Raw genomic sequence first — 26,036 nt, forward strand, 5'->3', positions numbered from 1 at the left:
TTTAAGGAGTTTAAAATTGAAAATTCATTACTATCAAAATTATTTAAAATTATTTTTATTATTATTTTTAATAACAATTTTAAACTTAAATTTAAATTCACAGGAAACCATTTCTCTATCTTTTGTAGGTGATATTATGATGGGAACTACCTATCCTTCAGATATTCTTCCTCCAAATGATGGAAAAGATTTATTTAATGATGCAAAACCATTTTTTGATACAGATTTTATTTTAGGAAATTGTGAAGGAACATTTACTGAGCAAAAAACATCGACAAAAGATGTCTCAAAACCTAATAATTACGCTTTTAGAATGCCTTTAAGATATATAAATTATTTAAAAGAAGCTAATTTTCATATACTTAGCATTGCAAACAACCACTCTTTTGATTTTGGAAATAAAGGTTATATAGATACAATTGAAAATTTAAAAAAAGCTGGATTCATTGTAATAGGAGAAAAAGGAAATATTGAAATTATTGAAAAAAAAGGATTAAAATTTGGTTTTATAGGTTTTTCATGGTTTTCTCACCATAATAATATACTTGATCTTAATAATACTAAAAATTTTATAAAGGAATGTAAAAATAAAGTTGATTTATTAGTTGTCTATTTTCATGGTGGATCTGAAGGAGAATCCGCACAAAGAGTTAAAAATGAAATGGAATATTTTTTAGGGAGTCCAAGAGGAAATGTTTATCAATTTGCAAGAATAGCTATAGACAATGGTGCTGACATAGTTGTAGGTCATGGACCTCATGTTTTAAGAGGAATGGAATTTTATAAAGGAAAATTAATTGCTTATTCCCTTGGAAATTTTTGCACTTACGGTATGTTTTCAATGAAATATCCTCGAAATATTTCATGTATCTTAAAAGTATATTATGACAAAAATAAAAACTTTTTAAAAGGTCAAATTATTCCATTCATTTTACTAAATAAAGGGATACCATACTATGATAAAAATAAAGAAGCAATAAAAATAATAAATAATCTTTCCAAAATTGATTTTGGAGAAAATGGAGTTAAAATAAATGAAAATGGAGAATTTTAATTTTTTATTAAAAGATGAAAAATTTGATAATCTATATATTGTAAATCACCCCTTAATGAAACATTTACTTACACATTTAAGGGATAAAAACACCAAACCTGCTTTATTTAGAACAATCACAAAAAAGATAACAACCCTGTTATCAATTTTTGCATCATATGAGCTATCATTACAAAAAAGCATAAGAGAAACACCATTAGAATCTTTTGAAGGCTATATAATTAATGAGCAAATAGTAGCAATTCCTATTTTAAGAGCTGGCCTTGGAATGATAGATCCAATATGTGACTTATTCCCTGAAGTCTCTGTTGGTTATGTAGGAATACAAAGAGACCATGAAACAGCAATACCTCATGAATATTATTATAAACTCCCTGACATTAAAAATAAAGTAGTTTTTTTACTTGATCCAATGCTTGCTACTGGTGGATCAGCTTCATATGCAATAAATTTAATAAAATCTGAAAAACCAAAAAAAATTATTATGCTTGCTATAGTTTCTGCTCCTGAAGGAGTATCTTTAATAAATAAAAATCACCCTGAAGTCCAGATATTTACTGCAAGTCTTGATAGAGAATTAAATTTTAAAAAATATATTTTACCAGGTCTTGGTGATATGGGTGATAGATTATATGGAACAATTTGAGATATTATCTTTTTAGTTAATTTTTAAGCAGGAATAAAAAATAAATATTTTTATAAATGGAGAATTATATGAATAATGAACAATTAAATGAGGTACTTAATATTTTTTCTCAAATTTCTAAAATCCCAAGATGTTCTAAAAATGAAGAAAGAATAGCAAAATACCTTATCAACTTTGCTTTAGAAAATAATCTTGAATACAAGATAGATAATCATAATAATGTTTTAATAAAAATTCCACCAACTAATGGTTATGAAAATCTTCCCGGAATAATCATTCAAACACATATGGATATGGTTTGTGAAAAGGACAATGATATAGTACATGATTTTAATAAAGACCCTATAGAATTAATTTTTGAAGGTGATTTTTTAAAAGCAAAAGGGACTACTTTAGGGGCTGATGATGGTATTGGAATGTCTATAGCATTATCTTATGCTAAAATGAAAAATTTACCACACCCTCCTTTAGAACTTTTATTTACTGTAGATGAAGAGACTGGTTTAACTGGAGCTAAAATGTTATCAGAAGATTTTCTATCATACAATTATATGCTTAATATTGATACCGACAGTGACAAAACTTTTATAATTGGTTGTGCTGGAGGGAAAGATGTTAAAGTTAAAATTAAAACATATTTTTCAAAATTAACTAATAATAATTTAGAAAATTCAATTAGAAAATTTATTTCTAATTATAACTTTAAAAATAGTGAAACTCAACTTCAAAATAACAAAAATTTAAATTTTTCTATTTTTGAATTAAATATAGATGGTTTAATTGGTGGGCACTCAGGTCTTGATATTAATAAAAAAAGAGGAAATGCTATAATAATTTTGATTAGATTATTAAATTATTTATTAGAAAGTAATATTCTATTATGCTTAGTATCTATATTTGGTGGACAAGCCCACAATGCTATTCCTAGAAGTTCTAAAGCAACAATAGTTATTCCTGAAATTTATGAAAAAGAATTTCTTGAAAAAATAAAAATATTCTCAGAACTTTTAATTTCTGAGATAAAATTTGATGAACCAAATATAAAAATCCTATTTGAAAAGATAAATGACAGGATAGATAAAAATAAAGTTGAAGAACTATTTTTTATAGATTTTCAAGAAACAAAAAAAATTATTAATTTATTAAATTTAATTCCTCATGGGGTTTTTACTATGTCATCTCAAATACCAAATCTTGTTGAATCTTCAAATAATTTTGCAAAAATAAATACAAACTTCAATGAATCTTCCTTTGATTTACTTTTAAGTTATAGATCATCAAATGATTCTGTAATGGCTTGGGCTATTTCCAAGATAAAATCACTATCAGAAATATTGAATTTTAATATTGAAATCGGAAATGGTTATCCATCCTGGACACCTGATATAGATTCAAAATTTCTTTATTTCTGTAAAGAATCATATAAAGAGTGTTTTTCTGAATACCCAAAAGTAGATGTTATACATGCGGGACTTGAATGTGGAATATTAAAATCAAAATATAAAAATTTAGAGGTTATTTCTTGTGGTGTAGAGCTGCATTCCCCACATTCACCTCAAGAAAAAGTATCAATAAGTTCTATAGAGAGAACTTTAAAATTTATAAATAAATTATTTAGTAATTGGAAAAATTTTTTTAATTAAAAAAAATTTTTTCTGGAGAAATTTTTGAAAAAAAAAGATAAAAATCTATTTATTTTATTTTTAATTATTATACTTTTTGTTTTTAGCAATATCATAAATTTCAAAAATATTTATTTTTCTAACTTTTATATTGTTTTAGGGGAAACAAAAGATTGGTTCTATGAAATTTTTTCAATGCAAACACAAGATGAATCTGAAAAAAAAATAGATATCAAAATAAAAAATGGTTTTTTCCCTTCTGGAATAGACTTTGATGGTTTAAACCTTACTATTTTATTTACAAAACTTTTTCCATATAAGATTAAAGAAATTTTAGAATGGAAAATTGAATCCACAGAACCAAACAAAAAGAATATTATAGAACTTCTAAAAAAAAATATAGAAAATGGATTTTTTCCTATAAATATTTCATACTCTGATTTTTTATTTATGGTTTTATTTATTAAATTTAAAGACCAACCTGCAATAAATTCATTTAATATTGGTATATACCCATATGATATTAATAAAAAAGAAGAATCATTTAAGATTATCTCTAAAAATATTAACGACTATATAAAAAGAGGATATATAATAAACGGTTTTTCCTCTGATAAACAAAATTTTTATTTGCTTTTTACTAAAACTCATTCTGATTTAAAAATAAAAAATTGGGCTATAGATTGGGTATTAATGCAAAACTACTCTTTTAACAATTACATGCTAGATATAAAAACAAAAAATAGAAAAATTATTGACATTAAACCTGATGATGAATTTTTAATACTTTTATGGATTGAAGAGTAAAATATCTTTAATATTTTTCTTACTTATATTTTCATTGTTTTTTATTTTTTCACAAACAAAAAACATTTTCTCCTTAATAATATTACTTATGCTATAAAATTTTTTAACATTAGATACATTGTACTGTAAAAAAGCTTCATCATAATCAAGAAAATCATAAGTTATACCATTTTTAATAAATATTGCTTTTAAACCATCAACTAAAATTTGATAATCTTTTTTTAATATAAGATCTCTCTTAAGTAAATTAAAAGTTTTCATTATATATGGATTGATTGAAAACTTTATAAATGATCCCTTTAATATTTTTTTTATCTGGAAAATAAATTGTTCAAATTTTTTAATCTCATCCTCAAATATTCCAATAATAAAATAAAACTTGAATCTATTAAATCCAAATTTTTTTGCAAAACTCAATATTTCAAAAATAAAATTATCTGTTATTTTTTTGCCTAATATAAATCTATCTTCTTCAAATGGAGTTTCTGGAGCTAAAGTAATAGTGTTTATTTTAAAATCTTTATAGTACATTAATATTTCTAAATTTTGATTTTCTTCTTCTAATCTTAAAGATGAAAAATGAAAATTAACATTTGGAAATTTTATTCTCAATTTTTTTAAAAAATCTATTTCTATTGGATAAGCAGATAAAATACCAATATCATTTTTATATTTACAAGCTTTAGATATTAAATTAAATAAAACTTGTTCATTAAATATTCTATGATTTTTAGAACTTAACCAATAGTTACAAAATCTACATTTAAATTTACAACCTCTTGAATATTCAATAAAGAAATAAAAATTCTTATTATTTAAATCAAGATAATAAGTATAAGATGGATTAAAAAAATCTTTACTTATAATTCTTCTATTAAAAATATAAGAATAATAACAGAAAAATTTTTTATATAAAGGCTCTATAATTAGTTCATTAGGCTTTAAACATCTATTTCTTAACTCTATCAAATCCTTAATTTCATCAATTTCTCCAATAAAAACAAAATCAGCAATCAACCCAAAAATGAATGGATTTAATAAAACAGAAGCTCCACCAATAAATATTTCTAATTTATTATCTTTTTCATTATTTCTCAATTCATTCAAAATAGTAATTTTTTCTAAATAAAAAGCAAAAAGAATATTAATTAAATCATACTCATAGGATATTGAAATAAAAATAATTTTGAAATCTTTTAAACTTTTATCTGTATCTGGTGAAAAAATTTTATCATTATCAAAAAAAAATCTTGATACTGTAAAATTCCATTGATTTAATTTTTCATATACCTTCTGAAAACCAAGATTAGTAGAACCAATATAGTAATTATTTGGGAAAAAAAGAGCTACATTCTCACCTTTTTTTTCTCTATTTAATAAAAATATTTCTTTAATATTTTTTGAGTTTACACTGTTTACTTTTAATTTTTTACTATAATATTTTTTCACAATAATCTTATTTTATTTCTTATCTAATAAAGTTGACTAATTAAATTTATTACATTTATTTAAGTTATTTTCCTTTAATCTTTTATTTTATCTAATTATTTTTAATTGCTTTATTTTTAATAAAAGAAGGAATATCATCTTCTCCAATATTAACACCTTTTAAAAATTCAACATGATTATAAGGGAAAATATTGGTATTTGAATTAACAACTTTCTTTACATTATCCTTTAATATTTCTTGAGATATAATTTCTTCCTTTTGAGTTGAAAAGCCTGTAGCTATAATTGTAATTCTAATTTTCTCCTTTTCTTTAAATTTTTCATTTCTAATAACCCCTGGAATAATAATAGCATCTGGATCCATTCTTTGAGCAACCATATTCATTGCTTCATTATATTCAGTCATTTGAAAATCATCTCCACATTCAATATTAACTATTGCAGATTTGGCTCCATCAAGAGTAGCATTTTCTATTAAATTGTTTGTTATAGCATTTGTAACCGCTTCAACTACCCTGTTCTCACCAGTACCTTCACCTATTCCCATAAGTGCATAACCAGAATCTTTCATAACTGTTTTAACATCTTGAAAATCTACATTTATATAACCATGTTTGGTTAAAAGATCGGATAAACCTTGTACAGAATGTCTTAAAATATCATCAGCTAAAGCAAATGCATTAAAAAATGTTATTGAAGCCCTAGTTAATTCGCTAATTCTATCATTAGGAATAACGATCAATGTATCTACAAAACTTCTTAATTTTCTTATTCCTTCTTCTGCTTTCTCAATTTTTTTCTTTCCCTCATGTTTAAAAGGTTTTGTAACAACAGCAACAGTTAAGCAACCTATCTCTTTTGCTATTTTAGCAACTACTGGTGCAGCTCCAGTTCCTGTACCTCCACCCATTCCAGCAGTTATAAAAACAAGATCTGCACCTTTTAATGCTTCTCTAATTTTATTTTGATCTTCCTCAGCAGCCTTCTCACCAAGTTCAGGATTTGCACCAGCACCTAACCCTTTTGTTACTTTAGTTCCAATTTGTATCTTTATTTGAGCTTTTGAATTACTTAGAGCTTGTTTGTCTGTATTAATTGCTATAAAAGTAACATCTTCAAGATTTTCTTTAATCATATGATTTACAGCATTTTGACCAGCTCCACCGACCCCTACTACCTTTATAACAGGGATTGGATAATTTAGATCCTCTGGAATATCTACATTAATGTTAAAATTCTCAACCATAAATCCCCCTCCCCTTAATATATGAAATATAGGATATTTAAAATATAAATAAAAAAGTTAATTAAAATTAAATTAAAAATTAGCTAATTTAAAAATTAATTTAAAAAATTTAAAATAAATATCAAATAATTATTTCTAATTATTTTTAATAATATAAACTAAGATTTAAAAAAATCCATAAATTTTTTTAAAGATTTTAATATTCCACCATTTTCTTCTTTTTTATAATCTTCTTTATCAAACTTTACTAATTTTAACAATCCATAAGCTACAGAATATTGAGGGTCATATACTCTATTGTCTACTGTTTTAAAACCAACTGGCTTTCCTAGTCTTACTGGATAATTTAAAAATTTATTACAAAAACTTTCCAAACCTTTAATTTTTGATCCTCCTCCAGTAATAACAATGCCTGCAGTTATATAATCTTTTAAGTTATTATTAATAATTTGATCTACTACCAAAGAAAATATATCTTTTAATCTTTCCTCAATTATTTGAGAAAGGTATTTCCTTTTTTCAAGTCGTGCTGGACTTGCACCAATCTGTGGGAGTTCAAACTTTTCAGTTTCATCAATATCATCAGAATTAGCATATCCTGCAAAAATTTTTATTTTTTCAGCTTCCTTTATAGGAACTTTTAGTAATATTGCAATATCTTTAGTAATATTAAATGAACCCATTGGAATAACAGAAGTATGATATACAGATCCATTATAAAAACAAATAATATCTGTAGTTTCTGCTCCAATATCTACAAGTAATACCCCCAATTCTTTTTCATCTTCCATTAAACAAGCTTCAGCTGAAGCTATAGATGATATAACAAGATCATTTATATTATAATTAGCTCTTGCTATTGCACTTTTTAAATTTTTAATTAAGGCTGATGAACCAGTAACAAGGTGGCATGAACCTTCAAGTCTAACCCCACTCATTCCTAAAGGATTTTTTATAGCGTCCTGGTTATCAACGATGTACTCCTGTTCAAGTACATGTATTATTTCTCTACCTTTTGGAACAACAATAGTCCTTGCTGCTTCAATAACCCTTACAATATCATCTTCTGAAACTTCATTATTTTTCCCAGTAATTGCAACAACACCTTTAGAATTTATACCAAAAAGATGATCTCCACCAATATTAACAATAAGTGAATCAACTTCAATACCTGACATTATTTCAGCTTCTTCAGTTGATTTTTTTATAGATTTAGTAGTTGCTTCAATATTAACAATAACCCCCTTTTTAATACCTTTAGATTCATCCTCACCTATTCCAACGATTGATATTGAATCTTCTTGATCATCATATTTACCTATAAGTGTACAAATTTTACTTGAACCAATATCACAAGCAGCTATAATTTTTGGTTTACCCATCATCATTCCTTTTCAACAATTCTCCCAATGTTACTTATCGATAAATCTAAATACTTTATTTTATCATTATCTCCAATAATTTTACTTATTAAAATTAAATTTTCAATCTTTTCTTTATTAAAATAAGTTCCAAATTTAGTATAAAAATTTATATTATTTAAATAAATATATATTTCTCCATTTTTAAATATCTTAATTTGAGATATTATCTTTCTATAATACTTATCTTCAGAAACAAATAAAAACCATTCAGGCAAGTTAATTTTTTTGCCAATTTCTGGTATAACATTTTCTATTGTAACAATTGGATAATTTAATAAATCAATTGATAAACATTTTTCTAAAATATATCCATCAGATGATAAATAATAAAAAACTCCATTATTTTCATCGTAAAAAATAAAACTTTTTTCTTTTTCAAATATTTCTATCAATATATTATTTAGAAAAAAAAACTTTATTTTAACATCTTTCACATAATATAAACTTTTTATGCTTTCTTTCAACTTTCTAGAAAAAAAATTTATAATAATTAAACTATCTAAATTATTTTCTTTAATAAAATCCTCAGATGATTTAACAGTTAAACCTTTAACCAATATTTTTTCTGGATATAAAATTTTTTTTCCTGTTACTTCTTCATAAATAATAATAAAATAAAATAGAATAAAAAAAATTATTATTGTAATTAAAAAAAATACTTTTAAAAATTTTAATAGACTTAATTTTTTTTCTTTATTTGACTTTTCTTTTGAATTAATTCTTTTGTAAATATTATCTTTAATTTCATATTTCATAATTATCTTTTTCTTTTATTTCTATTAGTTCCTCATTTGAAAAATAATTTACTTTTAATAATATCCATATCATTATTATAAAAATTAAATTTGAACTACCACCATATGAAACGAAAGGCAAAGTAAGTCCTGTTGGCGGTAAAAGACCTATTGAAACAAAAATATTTAAAATTGCCTGAATGACTATTAAGGCTATAATAAAAAAGGAAATCAAAAAACAAAAATTATCTTTCTGTCTTTTTACAATTCTAATTCCAGATAAAAAAATTAAAATATAAATTATAATAATAGAAATACCACCTATTAATCCTAATTCTTCATTTATTGCAGCAAAAATAAAATCAGAATAAGAAAGAGGAAGAACGTTTCCTGAAAAGATAGTTGTACCAACCCCTTTACCAGAAAAACCCCCACTTACGATAGCAGTAAAAGATTTTATTACCTGATAGCCAATATCATCAGAATATCTAAAAGGATCAAAAAAAGCAAGTAATCTATAACTCCTATAACCACTATATATTGATAAAATTACAAATAAACAAGTTCCAAAAGTAAGCAAATAAAATATATATAAAAAAGGAACTCCTATTATAAAATAAGAAACTATTAAAAACATAGAGAAAAGTATAGCTGTTGATAAATCTTTTTGTAAAATTATTAAAACAACATAAATTAAAGTTAAAATCAGTGGAAATAAAAATTCTTTATCATAGTTAAAAACTCTAGATTTTTTCTCACTCATTATAACTGAAAACACCAATATAATTGTAAGCTTTGCTAATTCTGATGGTTGAAAAGAAAAAAAACCTATTCTTATCCATCTATATGAATTATTTACAGAAAAGCTATTTTTAAAAATTATTGGAATAAGAAGTAAAATAAAATTTAAAACATAAATTAATATATAATTTTTTTTTATTAAACTAAAAAATCCTTTATAAAAAAAAATAATTACCCCTAAAATATTAGCAATAAAAATAATAACAACATGTTTTAATAGAAAAACTTTAGAAAGAGTTCGAGAATAAACCATTAATGAACCTATTGAAACTAAAACAAAAATAAGTATTAAAACTGAATAGTCATATTCATTTTTTTTTATATTTTGTATCATAAAAAATTAAATATATTAATTAAAATATATTTCAGTAATAAATTTTTTTAAATTAATACCATGCGAACCTTTAATAAAAAATAATTTTTTCATTCTTTCACTATTTATTAAATTTAAAAAGTCCTTATTATCATTAATAAAAATATTAAAAAAATTAATAAAATCATCAACTTTATTAAAAAAAGCAAAATAGCTACCAATTATCTTGTTATTTTTTATAATAATTTTTTTGTTTTTTTCTAAATTAAACTTTTTTATAAAAGATAAACTATTGAAAACTTTTTCATTTTTTATAAATATCTTAAAAAACATTTCCCCCACATAAAAAATTAAGGAATTTTTTCTAAATAAAATATCTAATAAAAATTTTTTATGAAATTTTTCAGATTTTTCTCCAAGTTCAAGCATATCACCTAATACAATTATTTTATAAAAATTCTTATAATTACTGAAAATCCAATTTAGAAATATCTTAAGAGAATCTGGATTAGAATTATAACAATCTTCTATAAAAACTAAGTTATTAAAATATTCATTTTTAATAACCTTTATATTTGCTCTACCTTCTGGTAACTCTATATTATTAATATTTTCAATTAACAACATTTCATCATCTATAAAAGTTTTAGCAATTTCATAGCAATAATAAAAATTTTTAATATTATGTTCTCCAATAAAAGGTAAACGTACAATATTATTATTTATTTTAACAAAAGATGAAAAAGAATCTTCGAATTTTTCTTTAATTATATTTATTTCCTCTAGTTTTTTTATTATTTTAAATTTTGATCTATTAATTTTTTCTATTTTTATCTTTCTAAAATTAAAAGATTTATCTTTAAATATTTTTTTTAAAAATTTGTCATCCATATTAATAAAAAATATATTATCTTTTTCAAAATTTTTTGTTATTGAAACTTTTTCTACAAAAATATTTTTTTTATTTTTAAAAAATTCAAGATGAGTATTACCTATACATGTAATAAAAGCATAATCAATTCTAATAATATCTACAATTTCTTGAATTTCACCAGGATGATTTGTTCCTATCTCAAGAATAAGGAAATCGTAAATAGAATCTTCATTTTTAGAAACATCATTAGTAATATTTAATTCATTTACAAAATAAAATAAAGTATTAGCTATGCCTATTATATTATTATAGTTTTTTTCATTCATTAAAACTTTATATTTGCTTGATAACAATTTATAAAGAAAATACTTGCAAGTAGTTTTTCCATAAGAACCAGTTATTCCAAATATTTTAATATTTTTTTTAAAATCATAATATGCAAGTCTTAAATAATCTCTATTAGGATTTTTTGAAACTATTATATTTTTAAAACTTTTTAGAATTTTTTCTCTGTTTTTTTGAAAAAAATTATCATTTATTAAAATCCCTGAAACTCTATTATTGATTTCAAAAATAAATTCTGAGCCATCAAACTTTTCACCCTTTAAACCTATAAAGAAATCTCCATCCTTAATCTTCCTTGTATCAGTGGATACTGATTTTATAATAAAATCTTGATCTCCATAAAATTCTAATCCAAGATTTAAACAGACATTGTAAAGTTTTGTAACCATTAAAATCCTCTAAATAAATTGTTTTACTCTATTCTAATAATTTAATAAATTTACAAACTTCTTCTTGATCTGAAAAGTGGTATTTTATACCCTTAATTTCCTGGTAGTCTTCATGCCCTTTTCCAGCAATTAAGCCAGCAGAATATTCTAAAAATCCTAGTAAATATGAGCATATAAAAATAGCCTTTCTTCTATCTTCCTCAATAATTACAACTTTTTCATTATTTTTTAATCTTTTTATTATAAATTCAACCTTTTCTTTGTCAAATTTATAAAATATGTTATCTAATTCAGCATCAAATTCATTCAAAATATCATTTCCTTTAATTTTAAAAGATTTTATATCATCAATACCATCTATTATTTCATTTATTATTTCAGAAGGATTCTCGTTTCTTGGATTATCAGATGTAATTATTACTAAATTAGAATTTTCATAAGCTATCTTTCCCATTTCTGGCCTCTTAGATTTATCTCTATCACCCCCACAACCAAAAACTGTTAAAATATAATTATAATTTTCATCTTTTAAAACATTAATTGAAGTATATAGAGAGTTAGAAGTGTGAGCATAATCAACATATATATCGTTAGATTTAAAATTTATCTTTTCAAGTCTTCCTTTGATGTAAAAATTAAAAAATTTATTATTAATATTTTTTATTTTTCTATATTTTAGAAAATATAAAGCGATTGAGGTAATAATATTGTAACCATTAAATTTTCCAATTAAGCTTGTTTTTATAGTAATAAAAAATTTATTGAAAAATTTAATTTTATATTCAGTAACACCTCTTAATGAAGATATTTTTTCTATATTAAAATCAGCATCTTTACTATAGCCATATGTATAAAGCTTAATACTATTATATTTTTTAACATAATCTCTTACTAGATAAAAATTTCTATCATCAATATTCGCAAGAACAAATTTATTTTTTTTATTTGAAATACTTAAAATATCAATTATCTTTAGTTTTGCATTATAATAATTCTCAAGAGTTTTATGAAAATCAAGATGATCTGAAGTCATATTGGTAAAAACAAGGCCATCAAAATAAATAGAATGAAACCTAAATAGTTCAGAGCCTATTGAAGTAACTTCCATAAAAATATTCTTAGATTGATTCAAATTTGAAATTATTTCAAATAAATCCCAAATCTCTGGACTAGTAGGAGTTGAGAAAATAAAATTTATATCTTTTTCACATTCATTAACTCCTAATGTACCAATTGATGAACTATTTTTATTATAAAAATTAAAAAGTTGTCTTGTTATATTAACTGTTGATGTTTTTCCATCAGTTCCAGTAACCCCTATTATAAATTTTTTTTCATCTATAAAGTAATTAATAAATTTTACTAAAAAATTATATAAAAGTTTAGTATTATTGCAATTTATAAATATTTTATTAATATCAATTAACTTATTCTCTTTTGATGATTCATTTGACTTTAATAATTCAGAAATATTATTACAATCAATAGAAAAATATTCTTTAATAAAAGCTATAAACGACTTATATCTTTTGTTTTTATATAATATTTCTTCATTAAAATCTAGAATTAAAATATCAGATAAACTAAAAATCTTCTCAAATTCATCATAAGGATTAAATCTATTTCCTTTTATAAAAACAAATATTTTGTTAATTTTGATTTTATTTTTTTTAAAAAATTCTTCTTTTTCAATAAAATTGTCATTATTTGAACTATATAATTTCCTTGTGTCGTGAAAAATATAATCTCTATTTATAAATATATTTTGATTTTTTATATTATGTGCTGAAAAATAGAAATTTTTATCAATAACTTTTATTTTTTCAATATTTTTATTTAAATAACAAACAAATTTATTAAAAAGTAAATTTTTATTTTTTTTTATTTTAAAACTAAAATTTGTCAATTTCCCACTCCCTAGAACAAAATAAATATTTAAAAAAACTAATTCCTTTTTTCCAAAATTAAAATATCATCTTTTTCTACTTCTATCAGATTTTCATCCCTTAAATTTTCATTAATTCTTATTTTTGATAGCATTTTTTCTTTTATCATCTTGAGATTTTCATTTTCTTCTTTTAACCTATTTATTTTTGAATCAATTTCAAAAATCTCTTTTTTCAAATTTATTATTTTATATGAAATAAAAAAACTAAACAAAAATAATATTACCAATAATAAAAAATTAATGATTTTCATAGTTAATCCCTTGTAACATCTTTATTTTTTCATAAATCCTCAATTTTGCAGATCTTGAAGATGGATTAAGCTTTATTTCCTCAGAATCAGCTAATATCGGTTTCTTAAAAACTTTAACAAAATATCCTTCCTTTTCAAGATCTAGAAATTTCTTCTTAACAATCCTATCCTCAAGAGAATGATAGCTTAATATAAATATTCTACCTTTTAATATCGTCCTATCAGGAATAAAAGATAAAACTTTTTCTAAGTTTTCAAGTTCATTATTTACATATATTCTTAATGCTTGAAAAACTCTAGTCGCTGGGTTTATTTTATAATTTCTCTTAAAACCTACAGCTTTTTTAACTATATTTTCTAACTGGGAAGTTTTCATTATTTTAATTTTTTTTCTTTCTTCAACAATAAAATGAGCGATCTTTCTTGAGTATCTTTCTTCTCCATATTTATAAAAAATATCAGAAAGTTCTTTTTCAGTAAATTTATTTATAATTTCATATGCTGGGATTTTAGCATATTTTGATAATCTCATATCAAGAATTTGATCTTCTAAAAAAGTAATACCTTTTTTTGATTCTTTAATATGATACATTGATATTCCAAGATCAAATATAGAGAAAGAAACAAAATTTAAATCCAATTTATTTAAAATTTCAGGTATTTTTACAAAGTTATCATTAAACAAAAAAACTCTGTCTTCATATATCTTCATATTTTTTTGTGCTATTGAAAAAACTTCCTCATCTTGTTCTATACCTATTATTTTAATATTCGGGAACTTTTCAAGTAGAATTTTACTATAACCTCCCTCTCCAAAGCAAGCATCAAGGATATAAATTTCACCTTTTATAGCATCTATATTTATGTTTTCAATTATTTTATTAATTAATACAGGCTTATGCCAATCCATTCTAAAACCTTAAATAAAAAATATTTAAAAATATAAATATAATTAATTTAAAAATTATTAATATTGAAAGAAAATTAAAAAATTAAATAAAATAAATTTATTTTTTTTTTGGGAAATAATAAACCAAAAAATTAAAAATCAAAATCTCTAATGTTCTTTGACAGGGATTCTATCTGGTCCCCAGAATATTTAAACAACCCCTCCCAATTTTCCAGAGACCAGATTTCAATTTTCTGAATTGCACCAAGTAAAACTACATCTTTGACGATTCCAGCATAATTTAAAAGAGGTTTTGGAATAGTAAATCTTCCCTGTTTATCAAGCTCAATATTTTTTGCAGGAAAAATAAAAAACCTCATAAAAAGCCTATCTTCCTTATTTTTATAAAGAAGATTTTCACTAAATTTTTTAATGACCTCTTCCCAATTTCCCTCTGGATATAAAAGTAAACATTTTTCAAAACCTCTAGTTATTACCCATCTTTCTTTGCCGGAATCAATATTTGAAGAATCCCCCTCCCCATCTTGATTTCTAAAAGTGGATGGTAATATGATTCTTGACTTTTCATCAAGTGAACAAAAATATTCTCCATAAAATTTTTTTTCCACAAATATCCACTTTAATCCACTTTTCTCCACAAATTATTATATTTTAAATCTAATTTGTCAAGTAAAATTTTAAAAAATTTTCATTAATTTTTTTAAAATTTAATAATTTAAAAATAAATACTATTTATATCATCAAACTTAAAAGACAATTAAATAAATAATTTATTTTTTTCTTTAAATATTTTTTTTTTAAACTATTTATTAAAAAAAATAAATAATTTAATTAGATATTTTATTAAAAAGGAAAAAAAATGGAGATTTTAAAATCGATATTTTTCTCTTTAGTTCAATCACTGACCGAATTTTTACCTGTATCATCTTCAGGGCACCTTTTGTTTTTTAAAAATATTTTAAATTTTGAAGAATATGGAATTTTTTATGATATTGTTTTGCACGCAGGTTCTCTTGTAGCTATTATATTTTTCTTTTACAAAGAAATAAAAGAATTAATATTAAATACTATAATAGAGTTGAAAGATTCTATAAAAAAAGATAAAAATGAAAAATTAGACATTAAAAACAAAAAATATAATATCCAAAAATTTTATATAAAGATAAATGAAACTTTTAATAAAAAAAATACAAAAATTCTTACTTTTTCAATTATTTCAACTTTTGTTACCTTTACCTTTTACATTATATTTAAAAAAATCTTTGATTATTTAATAGAAAATCCAAAAATTTTACCTTTTACTTTTTTAATAACAGCAATTTTAATATTTTTATCTTATTTATTTTCTAAAAATTATAAAAATGAAAGCTTTTTAAACATAAACAATAAGACATACTTTTTCCCTTTAATTATTGGATTCGTACAAGGTATAGCAATACTTCCCGGAGTTTCGAGATCTGGATCTACAATTTCAATGGCTTTAATTTTAAAAACAAACAAAAATGAGGCCTTCTTTTATTCTTTTTTATTATCCATTTATGCTATTGGGGGGAGTTTTTTATTTTCATTATTAGAATTAAAAGGATTTGAGCTTATAGTAAAATCCCCTTCAATATATATATATGGCTTTTTTTTCAGTTTTATTTTTAGTTTTTTAACACTAAAATTATTAAAATTTCTAATCAATAAAAATATATATTTCTATTTTTCTATTTATGTTTTAATCCTTTCATTTTTTAGTTTTTTAAGATTTTATTTTTAATTAAATTTTCATAAATAAAATCTAATCTTTTACCACTATTATTTTTAATATTAATTTCATTTTTAACTTTTTTTATTATTTCTGAATGTAATTTATTAATCTCATTATGAAAAACATCACTTTGATTTTCTTCTTCTTTTTCAAAAGTTATTCTAAACTTTGGATTATATTTTAAATTATTTCTTACTACATTAAGGTCCCCTTAAATATATTTAAAAGTAAATTAAGATCATTATCTATATTAATTATATTTAAGTTAAAATTTGATTCAAAATCTTTGAGCTTTTTTGCTTAGGTACCTATTTTTAATCTTAGCAGTATCTTTTAGTATAAATATCTTAAAATATTTTAATATTTTATTTTTATTGAACTCTTCAAATTTTAGACAATTACATATATTATCAAATGCTTTTTTGAATTAGTCTTATAGAAAGATTAAGATCTTTTTTTAATGATCCTTAAGATTCTAAATCTATTAATATATTTTTCTAAGGGATTATCAAATATATTATAAATTAAATCTTTTCTTACTTTTTTTAAATTTAATGAAAAAAATTTAATTAATTTAATAAAAAAATAATTGATAATAGTTTAAATTAACAAAATTATTAGAGTCTAAATCTTCTATAGAAATATTGATTAAAAATCTTTTTTTCTTAAATTCTATTTATCCACCTTATTTTTTATTTTCTTTATTTATAATAATCCATATATAAGACAAATTTTGTCATACAAATAATTTTTTTTTAAAATTTTCTCTTTAAATTTTTTATTATTAATTTAAGTTTCTCTAAATAAAAAGAGTTTCACTTAATATTTGATGGAAGTTAAAAATAATGAAAATTTAAAAATTAATATTTTAAATTCTGGATCAAATGGAAATTCAATTATAATTGAAAATTGCTCATACAATATTATTATTGATATTGGAATCTCAAAAAGAAATTTTTTAAATATATCAAAAAAACTAAAAATAAATTTAAATAAAAGAAATTTTTTATTTATTACACATTTTCATGATGATCATGTAAAAGGACTTCCTTATTTAATAGAAGATATAAAACCTATAATATTCATTTCTGATAAAAACAATTTTTTAATTAATATAGAAAATTTTATTAAAACTAACAAAAGCAACAAATGTGCAGAAAAATTATTACAATTTACAAAAAAAAATTACATATTTGTTTTTGAATTTAATAAAAAAAATTTATTAAAAAATATTAACAATTTTTATTTTATTCCAATTCAAACATATCATGATGACAATAAATCTTCATGTTTCTTTTTTAATATTGAAGGAGTAAATATTTTTTACCTTACTGATACTGGTAAAATAGACAGTCAAATGCACAATCTTGGTTTTATTTCAGATTTAATATTTTTAGAATCAAACTATGATGAAAATATGCTAATTAATGGAACATACCCTATAAACCTTAAGAAAAGAATAATTTCAGATTTTGGTCACCTTTCTAATAAACAATCTATTGAATTTATTAAATATTTACTAAACATGAATTTTATTAATTTAAATAAAAATAATATTAATAACAACAAAAATAATAATAATTCAATAAATATTAAAAATATAGATACAATAAAAGAATTCAATTACAAAACTTTTTTATTGTGTCACATAAGTGAAAATAATAATAATATTGAGAGTATAAAAAAAGAAATTTTGGAAAATCTTGATATTTATGAAAATATAAACAATTTAAATTATAAAAACAACAAATTTGAAATTAATATTATAGAAAGAAATAAATATTATTCTTTTTATTATAAAAAAAATGAAAAAAAAATAACAGATTTTTTAGTTTTTAATGACTAAATTATTATTTTTTTTGATTAAAAAAAATTAATATTATTAGTTAATATTTTTTCAATAAAACCTCTATTTTTTAAAAATAAATTTTTTTTAATCAATTATCAATTTTTTCAGCAACTATACACATAACATCGCCAAAATTAAATTTTTTTGCTAAAACATCTACCAACTTTTTTATTTTTTTATATTTAAATCCAACAGGTATAAATCCCCATGATTCTTGAAAATATGGATTAAAGCCAGTTTTTTTTAACATATTAATAATTGTTTTTTTTGTAAATAATACTAAATGATCTGGAATTGCAGATCTCCAACTTTTTTTGTATATATAAAATGCAGGAGAATCTAATCTTGGAGTAGTAATAATTATTGAACCTCCAGGTTTTAATATTCTTTTTACTTCAAACAAAAAAGACATAGGATCTTTTAAATGTTCTATTAAATGTGAAAAATGTATTATATCATAATAATTAGATGGTAGCTTAGCATTTTCAAGAGTATCATTGATAACATTTACTTCAAAATTCGTTTTAGCAAATTCAGCTGATTCTTTACATAACTCAATGCCTAGTTCTTCCATACCAAGATCTTTAAAATATCTTAAAAGTAAACCAGTAGCACTTCCAATATCTAAAACCTTTTTTCCTTTTAATGGAGCAAATCTATTTTCAAAATCAATATCTTTAAGAGTCAATCTTTGTAAATGATGAAAATTCTGATGATTTTTAATCTCATATTCAAAATATTTTTCATCATATCTATTTTTTAAGTGTTCAAATTCTGGTTGCAATTCTTGAAAAACAAGGTTGCAATTCTGGCATTTTACATAATAAAATTTATCAAGATTTAAAAAAAGTTTCTTTCTTTCAGATCCACAAAAAGGACAATTTTTAATCTCCATTCTTTCATTTTCTCTTATATTATTCCTCATATAAATATCTTCATTAAGCTTTTCCATCTTTATCCTCTTTCATAATATAATAAATAATGCATATAAAAAAATATACTTTCAAAAATTAATATAAATAATTAATTACTGTTTTTTAATAACAACAAAGTATCCATTTAAAATTTTCGAATATATTCCAGTTTTCTCAAATTTAATTCTTGAAGCTTTCTGAGATACTTCTATTATTTCTCCATTCGCTTGAATATTATTATTATCATATAAAAAAGAAAATTCTTTATCTTTTAATTTCAACTCTTTGTTGTTTAATATTATTACTTTATCTCCTTTCTTTATCCCATTTTCATATCCAACATTAATAATAGCCTCATTCCCTTCAACTTTTATAATCTCTGCTCTTAAAGGTATAAGTTCATTTATTAAAGTATAAAAATAATATATATTATCAAGCAAAGCAAACTCACTCTTATAATAAATTCTCTTTGAAAACATTGTTTGAAGGTTTGAAGTATTAATTATCTTAAAATTAATGTCAACATCCTCTATTAAATTATATACTTCAAAAATCATACCAAGTTCAATTTTATTTTGAAGTGCATATTTTGATAATGATTCTAAAGAATTAAATTTACCATTTACAAAAATAATATTAAAATTCTTTGCATATAATTTTATAATATCATAAATGTATTTCTGTAAATATGTAAGTTGAAATTCATCATACTTAATGTCATCTTTAATATACAAAAATATTCCTAAATTTATTTTTGTTTTAGTAAATACTTCACTATCAGGACTTAAATTATATTTGGATTCAATCATATTTTTAATATATTTTTGGAGAATTTCTTTATTTTTTTGAAAGGTTTGAATTCCAAAAGCTTCTAATAAAATATACTGTTCAAGTTGCTCAAATATTAAGTTTTTTGTTTTTAAAATATTTAAATAAAAATTTCTATAATCTAGATTTGAAGGCTCAAGTAATGTAGCAACTTTAATAAAAAATTCTCCCTGATTTACGTAACCACTTCTATAAAAATATTGTCCCCATTTAAAAACATCTTTTGAAATCTCTTTCCTTAAATTTATGTTTAGTTCTCTGTTATCAATAAGTATCTCCCTTAAAACATTAGAAAGTAACTCATCACCTTTATAAACATTAAGACTCTGTTGAATTACATCAATTGCTTTATCAAACAATTTATTATTGATATAAAGATCTATTAAAGGCCATATATAATCAAGATTTTGTGGATCTTTTTTTATAAGATATTCAAATATTTCTATACTTCTTTGTAAATTTCCATTAAATTTAGCAAGTTTCCCCTCATATTCCATAGCAATTTCATTTTCTGGATTAATTTTATATAAAGTTTGAAGATAGAAATAAGCATTCTGGTAGTCTGCTTTCTCCCAAAAAAAATTTATAAGTTCTTCATATATCTCTTCTTCATAAGGGGCAAGATTAATAGCTTTTTGCAAAAAATTTACAGCAAAATTTTTTGAGCCAGTATTGTAATAAAATTTATAAAGTAATAAATAAGTTTTCCAATCATTTGGGTAATCTTTTAATATATTATTATATATATTCAAAGCTTGAGGAAGATATCCCTGTTTATAGTATATATCTGCTTCAAGATAATAAACATCAAGAAAAGTAGGTTTTAATTTTTTAATTTTGTTAATATAACTAAAAGCTTTTTCAAAATTACCTGTATTTGAATATGTTAAGGCAATATAATAAAGCAATAGATGATCAGTAGATACAAGTTTTTCAGCTTTGAGAAAATATTCTAGACTTAAATTAAAATTTTTTAAATTATAATAAGACAAACCTAGATAAAAAATAGCATCATAATAGTTTGGGTTTTCAGAAATTGAATTTAAGAAAAACTCAATAGCTTTCATATAATTTTTTTCATTATATGCTAGTAAACCTTTATTAAAAGATTCCAAAGGCGAAGCAATTAAAAAATTATATATAAAAAAAAAGAACAATAATAGCATAACAATTTTTCCTCTGTATTTATATCTAAAAATAGTATTCTTATGAAGAATATATAATTTTTCCATATAAATATTCCTTAAAATAAATTTATAAAGAAAAATTCAAAATTAAGGATTTATGATTTTCATATAATATCCAAGCCAATTTTTCCCCACTCTACCATTATAATTTACTTCAACCATAACTTTTCTAAAAAAATCTTCTTTATAAATAAAAGGAGATTTGTAATAAACAATATAACATGGAGATTGATAATTTATAAATTTTAATAACACCTTTTGAGCATTGAAAAGATCATCACCTTCATAAAAAGCCCCCCCTGTTTTAGAAGCAAGCTCTTTTAAAAATGTCTTTCCATTTCCATCTCCAATATAAAAAACATATACAGGGATATAATTTATCTTTGCATAATTTATTATATCATTCTGAGAATAGTAAAGAAAAGAATCATTCTTATAATTACCATCAGTTATGTAAATAATACCACCTTTTAAATATTTTTGAAAAAAAGAAGTAATAGAAGAATATAAATTTCTATCACTATTTTTATAATCAGAATAATTCTCCTCTTTTTTCACCTGATCAAATATTTTTAATTTATCATTACTAAAATTTACAATTTGATTTGTTAAATTTGAAAGAAAAAAATTATATTTTATCATATTTTCATCAGAGTTAAATATTTGAGTTAATATAGAAACAATTTTATCTATTTTATTCTTCATTGTTGGAAAACTATCAATAACTATTGAAAGACTTTTAAAATCATCCCTAAGATAAGAAAATTCAGTTGACAGTCTTGTTATCTTACTGTCATACTCCCAAAATGAAAAATTATTATCAGTAAGACCATAGATTGTATTTCCAAATTGATCCTTAACAGAAACATAAGCAACAACAAGAGGCCAACTTCTAATATCTATTCTTTCAAGCTTCACATCCAAGTTAAGATACAAAGCATTTCTTGGAACAAAGTAAACTATTTCTGCTCTGTATGGATCTGTTACTATTAAATTTTGATTCTTATCTATCAAAATGTAATAGGGATCAAAAAATTCATAATTACCTATTTCAACCTTATCAATTGTTTTCAATTCAAAATTATAAATGTATATTTCCTTGTTGTCTAATATATATAGATATTTATCAAAAAAAAGAGTTAATCCCTTTGGCGATTTAAGTACATTTTCTCCTATTGAATATATATAATTTCCCCATAAATCAAAAACATCTACTCTTTTATTATAATTATTACTTATATACAATACTTTTCTAGTAGAATCAAACACAATATCAATAGGTTTAAAAAATTTACCATACTCTTCACCATACTCTCCAAAATAAAATAAAAAATTTCCATCTTTATCAAATTTAACTACTCTATTGTTACCTTGATCAATACAATAAATTTGTCCTTCATTGTCTATTGCAATACCTGCTGGTCCATTCAATATACTTTTTTTATTATTGTCCAAACCTATTTTTTTTAGTATTGTCCCATTTTTTGTCAATTTATAAATTACATTATTTTTATAGTCAGAGACATACATTGTATTATCATTTTCATTAAATACAACATCATAAGGGTAACCTAAAAACTTTCCAAAAATATTTATTGACCTTTTAACTTCCCCATTTACAAGTTCCATAACAGAATAAGCTCTATGAGATGCAAAATATACATTATTTCTTGGATCTACATCAAGACCAAGAGGCCAAATAAAAAAGCTATCTTTTAATTTTTTGCCATTTATCTTTGAAAAAAAAGTAAATTGATCTATTTTTATATCTTTTGTTAATTTACCTTCTTGAAACATTATATTATTTACCATATTTTCAAGCTGTTGATCCTCAAATCCAAGCTCTTTTAAATTTTGCCATTCTACTAAAGCATTTTGAATAAATCCTGATTTATAATAACTCCATCCAAGAAAATATCTTGCAAGAAAATCTTTCGGATTAAAAGATACCGATTTTTTTAAAGCAAGAATTGCTTGTTGATAAAATTCACTATTATAAAAAAGGATTCCTTCTTTACGATTAATGTCTGCTTTTACTAAATCAGCATTATTTTGAGAAATAAAAAATAATGATATAAAAACTAAAAATAAAAATTTTAATAGATTACCCCTTTTCAATTCCCCCTCCCATAATTAAAATAAAAAGATAGCCTTTATAAGAAAAATAAATTTTCAAAAAAAAATAACAAATCTTTTATTGCATCATTACAAAATATATTATAATCAATAAACAATTCATTATTAAAAAACACAATATAAAAAAATAATTAAGCTCTAAATTTCTAATAATATTTAAATAAAATTAAAAAATATTTATAAATCTATATAATTCACACATTATAATAATACAAATTTTTTAAAAGTAAATACAAAAAATAAAAGTTGAAAAAAGAATTTAATGTTCTAATATTTTATAAAGAAAAAAAATAAAAAAGGGGAAAAAATGAAAAAAATAAAATTTTTTATCTTTATTTTTCTATTATCTCTTTCCAGTTTAATGTTTGCACAAAGTTTTACTCAGGTTAATGTTACTATTACAGCTAATGTTACAGCTCAAGTTTACTTAAATGGACAATATAGAGGAAATACCCCCTTAACTCTAACACTTCAAGTAGGAAGATATTCATTAAAACTTGTTGCAAATGGTTATCAAACCCTTGAAACTTCTATTGAAGTTAAACAAACAGGTTCAAATACTTTTAATTTTAATCTTATTCCAATTTCTCAACCAGTACAAACTCCACAGCCACAACCTCAACAAACTGGTTATGGAACTCTAATTGTAACAGCTGATTATCCATCTTATGTTTACATAAATAATGTAAGATATGGTGAAACTCCTTTTAACAAATCTGTTGCTGCAGGAACATATACACTTGTTGTAGAACCAAAAGATAAAAAGTATCCTGCACAAACTAGAACTATAACTATAATAGCTAATCAAACGACATCAGTTACAATTCAGTTTGTTGTAGCTCAAAAATACTCCATTACAATTGAAACAAATGTGTCATGTGAAGTTTATATTAATGGGCAAATTGTTGGAAATACTCCTATCAATATAAATCTTGAAGAGGGAACCTATAACTTAAGACTTGTACCAAGGGTATCTGGCTATCAAGAAATGACAACTACCATAAATGTAAATTCAAACAATAGATTTTATTTTACATTACAACAATCAACCTTTAATATTGGTATAAGCACTAATGTTCAATGCGATGTTTATATTAATGGTAGACTTGTAGGTACATCACCATTAAATATAAGCTTAACTAGTGGAACATATTCTTTAAGATTAGTTCCTAAAGTTGCTGGTTATCAAGAACTAAATACTTCATTTACAGTTACCCAAAACAATAATTTTGTATTTACTTTAGAAGCTATTAAAGTTGCTATTAAAATAAATTTGCCACCTTCAGCTCAATTATATATTAATGGAGAAAAAATTAATTGGAATGCAAAAGATAATATTATTTATTTAGCTCCTGGTAAATATAAAATTAAAATTACTTATCATGACTTTGTTATAGAAAAAGAAATTACCATTGAGATGGGGAAATCAATTAGTATAAGCTTAATAATGGATATGGTAATTTCATATTAATTAATATTTAATTTAATTTAATTTAATTTAATTTATTTTATTTTATTTTAGTATATTTTATTTTATTTAATATAAAATTATTAAATTTAAGGAAGCAGTAAGAAAGATTAATTTCTCTTCTGCTTCCTTTTTTAATTTATTAAATTTTATTTTTTTAAAATATTAAAATTAATTTATTTTAATTTTTTTTATGATATAAAATCTTTAAAAAAGAGGAATGTAAACTATTTATTTATGATAAGGCAAAATTATCATACGCACTGTAATCTATGTGACGGAAATAATTCAATAATAGAACTAGTTGAAGAAGCTATAAAATTTAATATAGAAATATTGGGGTTCTCTTCTCATGCTCCACTACCATTTTTTCAGGACTGGGTTCTTACAAATGAAAAGTTAATTATATATTTTAATGAAATAGAAAAAGCAATTAAAGATTATCAGGATAAAATAACTATAAAAAAATCGTTAGAAGTAGATTTTATACCGGGAATTTCTTCACCTCAAATTTTTAAAGAAATATATAACCTAGATTATGTCATTGGTTCAGTTCATTTTCTTCCTTCAGATGAAGATAATTATTTAACTGTTGATGGAGAAGACAACGATTTTAAATTAATATTAAAAACTGGGTTCAATAATAACATAAAAAAAATGGTTGAATACTACTACTTTCTAATAGAACAGATGTGTATTCAAAATAAAATTGATATTATTGGTCACTTTGATTTGATAAAAAAAAATAATAAAAATAGTGCTTTCTTTGATGAAAATGAAAATTGGTACCTACAAATTGTCGAAAATACATTAAAAAATATAAAAATAAAAAGCTCAAATATTCCTATTTTTGAAATAAATACAGGTGGCATAGCAAGAGGATATATAAAAGAGCCTTATCCATCATTGAAAATAATTAGTTTACTAAAAAAATATAATTTTGACATTACTGTCAATTCTGATTGTCATAATAAAGAAAATTTATTATTTTATTATGATGAGATATATAATATTTTAAAAGATATTGGCTTTATGCAAATAATGAAATTAAATGAATACAATAAATGGATAGGAGTTAAAATATAAGG

The 26,036-nt window shown here is 22.1% G+C and carries 21 protein-coding genes; 8 read left to right on the forward strand and 13 right to left on the reverse strand.

Annotated elements, in window-relative coordinates:
- Positions 1-16 precede the first annotated feature (16 nt).
- The 4 genes from N3A58_00235 (at position 17) to N3A58_00250 (ending at position 4,129) form a co-directional block, all read left to right on the forward strand.
- Complete coding sequence (locus tag N3A58_00235) at positions 17-1,054, forward strand: CapA family protein (GenBank protein MCX8057827.1); 1,038 nt, start codon at positions 17-19, stop codon at positions 1,052-1,054.
- The gene (gene upp / locus N3A58_00240; protein MCX8057828.1) at positions 1,035-1,700 is read left to right on the forward strand and encodes a uracil phosphoribosyltransferase; all 666 of its coding nucleotides are present in this window, start codon (positions 1,035-1,037) and stop codon (positions 1,698-1,700) included. Before N3A58_00235 ends, upp begins: the two co-directional genes overlap by 20 nt.
- A 68-nt stretch (positions 1,701-1,768) precedes the next feature.
- Positions 1,769-3,343, forward strand: a complete 1,575-nt coding sequence (locus tag N3A58_00245) for a M20/M25/M40 family metallo-hydrolase (GenBank protein MCX8057829.1) — start codon at positions 1,769-1,771, stop codon at positions 3,341-3,343.
- A gap of 24 nt (positions 3,344-3,367) precedes the next feature.
- Positions 3,368-4,129, forward strand: coding sequence for a hypothetical protein (locus N3A58_00250; protein MCX8057830.1), 762 nt, complete (start codon positions 3,368-3,370; stop codon positions 4,127-4,129).
- Here the strand turns inward: N3A58_00250 and N3A58_00255 are convergent.
- From N3A58_00255 to mraZ, 10 genes are all read right to left on the reverse strand, one after another.
- Entirely contained in the window at positions 4,112-5,578 is a 1,467-nt protein-coding gene (locus N3A58_00255; protein MCX8057831.1) for a hypothetical protein, read from the reverse strand. The genes N3A58_00250 and N3A58_00255 overlap by 18 nt on opposite strands.
- 91 nt (positions 5,579-5,669) lie before the next feature.
- A complete protein-coding gene (gene ftsZ / locus N3A58_00260) occupies positions 5,670-6,824 on the reverse strand; it encodes a cell division protein FtsZ (protein ID MCX8057832.1) in 1,155 nt (384 codons plus the stop codon).
- A 158-nt stretch (positions 6,825-6,982) separates the two neighbouring features.
- Entirely contained in the window at positions 6,983-8,212 is a 1,230-nt protein-coding gene (gene ftsA / locus N3A58_00265) for a cell division protein FtsA (GenBank protein ID MCX8057833.1), read from the reverse strand.
- Entirely contained in the window at positions 8,209-9,003 is a 795-nt protein-coding gene (locus N3A58_00270) for a hypothetical protein (GenBank protein ID MCX8057834.1), read from the reverse strand. Before N3A58_00270 ends, ftsA begins: the two co-directional genes overlap by 4 nt.
- Positions 8,993-10,117 (reverse strand): FtsW/RodA/SpoVE family cell cycle protein, encoded by a 1,125-nt coding sequence (locus tag N3A58_00275; GenBank protein MCX8057835.1) that lies wholly within the window; start codon positions 10,115-10,117, stop codon positions 8,993-8,995. The genes N3A58_00270 and N3A58_00275 overlap by 11 nt, the downstream gene beginning before the upstream one ends.
- 15 nt (positions 10,118-10,132) lie before the next feature.
- Positions 10,133-11,704 carry a UDP-N-acetylmuramoyl-tripeptide--D-alanyl-D-alanine ligase gene (locus tag N3A58_00280; protein ID MCX8057836.1) on the reverse strand — a complete coding sequence of 524 codons (1,572 nt, stop codon included), beginning with the start codon at positions 11,702-11,704 and terminating at the stop codon, positions 10,133-10,135.
- Between the two features lie 28 nt (positions 11,705-11,732).
- The gene (gene murE / locus N3A58_00285) at positions 11,733-13,610 is read right to left on the reverse strand and encodes a UDP-N-acetylmuramyl-tripeptide synthetase (GenBank protein ID MCX8057837.1); all 1,878 of its coding nucleotides are present in this window, start codon (positions 13,608-13,610) and stop codon (positions 11,733-11,735) included.
- Positions 13,611-13,648: 38 nt separating this feature from the next.
- Entirely contained in the window at positions 13,649-13,903 is a 255-nt protein-coding gene (locus tag N3A58_00290) for a hypothetical protein (protein MCX8057838.1), read from the reverse strand.
- A complete protein-coding gene (gene rsmH / locus N3A58_00295) occupies positions 13,890-14,813 on the reverse strand; it encodes a 16S rRNA (cytosine(1402)-N(4))-methyltransferase RsmH (protein MCX8057839.1) in 924 nt (307 codons plus the stop codon). The genes N3A58_00290 and rsmH overlap by 14 nt, the downstream gene beginning before the upstream one ends.
- A gap of 131 nt (positions 14,814-14,944) precedes the next feature.
- Positions 14,945-15,421, reverse strand: coding sequence for a division/cell wall cluster transcriptional repressor MraZ (mraZ, locus tag N3A58_00300; GenBank protein MCX8057840.1), 477 nt, complete (start codon positions 15,419-15,421; stop codon positions 14,945-14,947).
- 251 nt (positions 15,422-15,672) lie between these two features.
- Between mraZ and N3A58_00305 the strand changes: the two genes are divergently transcribed.
- Positions 15,673-16,575 carry an undecaprenyl-diphosphate phosphatase gene (locus tag N3A58_00305; protein ID MCX8057841.1) on the forward strand — a complete coding sequence of 301 codons (903 nt, stop codon included), beginning with the start codon at positions 15,673-15,675 and terminating at the stop codon, positions 16,573-16,575.
- Positions 16,576-17,395: 820 nt separating this feature from the next.
- Positions 17,396-18,412 (forward strand): MBL fold metallo-hydrolase, encoded by a 1,017-nt coding sequence (locus N3A58_00310; protein ID MCX8057842.1) that lies wholly within the window; start codon positions 17,396-17,398, stop codon positions 18,410-18,412.
- A gap of 91 nt (positions 18,413-18,503) precedes the next feature.
- Here the strand turns inward: N3A58_00310 and N3A58_00315 are convergent, their stop codons facing one another.
- The 3 genes from N3A58_00315 to N3A58_00325 form a co-directional block, all read right to left on the reverse strand.
- A complete protein-coding gene (locus N3A58_00315; protein MCX8057843.1) occupies positions 18,504-19,367 on the reverse strand; it encodes a methyltransferase domain-containing protein in 864 nt (287 codons plus the stop codon).
- A 75-nt stretch (positions 19,368-19,442) separates the two neighbouring features.
- On the reverse strand, positions 19,443-21,389 hold the full coding sequence (locus N3A58_00320) for a tetratricopeptide repeat protein (GenBank protein MCX8057844.1): 1,947 nt from the start codon (positions 21,387-21,389) through the stop codon (positions 19,443-19,445).
- Between the two features lie 42 nt (positions 21,390-21,431).
- Entirely contained in the window at positions 21,432-23,462 is a 2,031-nt protein-coding gene (locus N3A58_00325) for a hypothetical protein (GenBank protein MCX8057845.1), read from the reverse strand.
- Between the two features lie 325 nt (positions 23,463-23,787).
- Between N3A58_00325 and N3A58_00330 the strand changes: the two genes are divergently transcribed.
- The gene (locus tag N3A58_00330; GenBank protein MCX8057846.1) at positions 23,788-24,951 is read left to right on the forward strand and encodes a PEGA domain-containing protein; all 1,164 of its coding nucleotides are present in this window, start codon (positions 23,788-23,790) and stop codon (positions 24,949-24,951) included.
- A 234-nt stretch (positions 24,952-25,185) separates the two neighbouring features.
- A complete protein-coding gene (locus tag N3A58_00335) occupies positions 25,186-26,034 on the forward strand; it encodes a histidinol-phosphatase (protein MCX8057847.1) in 849 nt (282 codons plus the stop codon).
- The last annotated feature ends 2 nt before the right edge of the window (positions 26,035-26,036 follow it).

The organism is Spirochaetota bacterium (assembly GCA_026415295.1).
In the GTDB taxonomy this organism is placed as follows: domain Bacteria; phylum Spirochaetota; class JAAYUW01; order JAAYUW01; family JAOAHJ01; genus JAOAHJ01.

Excerpts from the sequence above, each read along its gene's own strand:
- upp (MCX8057828.1), top strand. The coding sequence starts at position 1,035 with ATGAAAATGGAGAATTTTAATTTTTTATTAAAAGATGAAAAATTTGAT.
- N3A58_00245 (MCX8057829.1), top strand. The coding sequence starts at position 1,769 with ATGAATAATGAACAATTAAATGAGGTACTTAATATTTTTTCTCAAATT.
- ftsZ (MCX8057832.1), bottom strand. The coding sequence starts at position 6,824 with ATGGTTGAGAATTTTAACATTAATGTAGATATTCCAGAGGATCTAAAT.
- ftsA (MCX8057833.1), bottom strand. The coding sequence starts at position 8,212 with ATGATGATGGGTAAACCAAAAATTATAGCTGCTTGTGATATTGGTTCA.
- N3A58_00270 (MCX8057834.1), bottom strand. The coding sequence starts at position 9,003 with ATGAAATATGAAATTAAAGATAATATTTACAAAAGAATTAATTCAAAA.
- N3A58_00275 (MCX8057835.1), bottom strand. The coding sequence starts at position 10,117 with ATGATACAAAATATAAAAAAAAATGAATATGACTATTCAGTTTTAATA.
- N3A58_00280 (MCX8057836.1), bottom strand. The coding sequence starts at position 11,704 with ATGGTTACAAAACTTTACAATGTCTGTTTAAATCTTGGATTAGAATTT.
- N3A58_00290 (MCX8057838.1), bottom strand. The coding sequence starts at position 13,903 with ATGAAAATCATTAATTTTTTATTATTGGTAATATTATTTTTGTTTAGT.
- rsmH (MCX8057839.1), bottom strand. The coding sequence starts at position 14,813 with ATGGATTGGCATAAGCCTGTATTAATTAATAAAATAATTGAAAACATA.
- N3A58_00305 (MCX8057841.1), top strand. The coding sequence starts at position 15,673 with ATGGAGATTTTAAAATCGATATTTTTCTCTTTAGTTCAATCACTGACC.
- N3A58_00310 (MCX8057842.1), top strand. The coding sequence starts at position 17,396 with ATGGAAGTTAAAAATAATGAAAATTTAAAAATTAATATTTTAAATTCT.
- N3A58_00315 (MCX8057843.1), bottom strand. The coding sequence starts at position 19,367 with ATGGAAAAGCTTAATGAAGATATTTATATGAGGAATAATATAAGAGAA.
- N3A58_00320 (MCX8057844.1), bottom strand. The coding sequence starts at position 21,389 with ATGGAAAAATTATATATTCTTCATAAGAATACTATTTTTAGATATAAA.
- N3A58_00330 (MCX8057846.1), top strand. The coding sequence starts at position 23,788 with ATGAAAAAAATAAAATTTTTTATCTTTATTTTTCTATTATCTCTTTCC.
- N3A58_00335 (MCX8057847.1), top strand. The coding sequence starts at position 25,186 with ATGATAAGGCAAAATTATCATACGCACTGTAATCTATGTGACGGAAAT.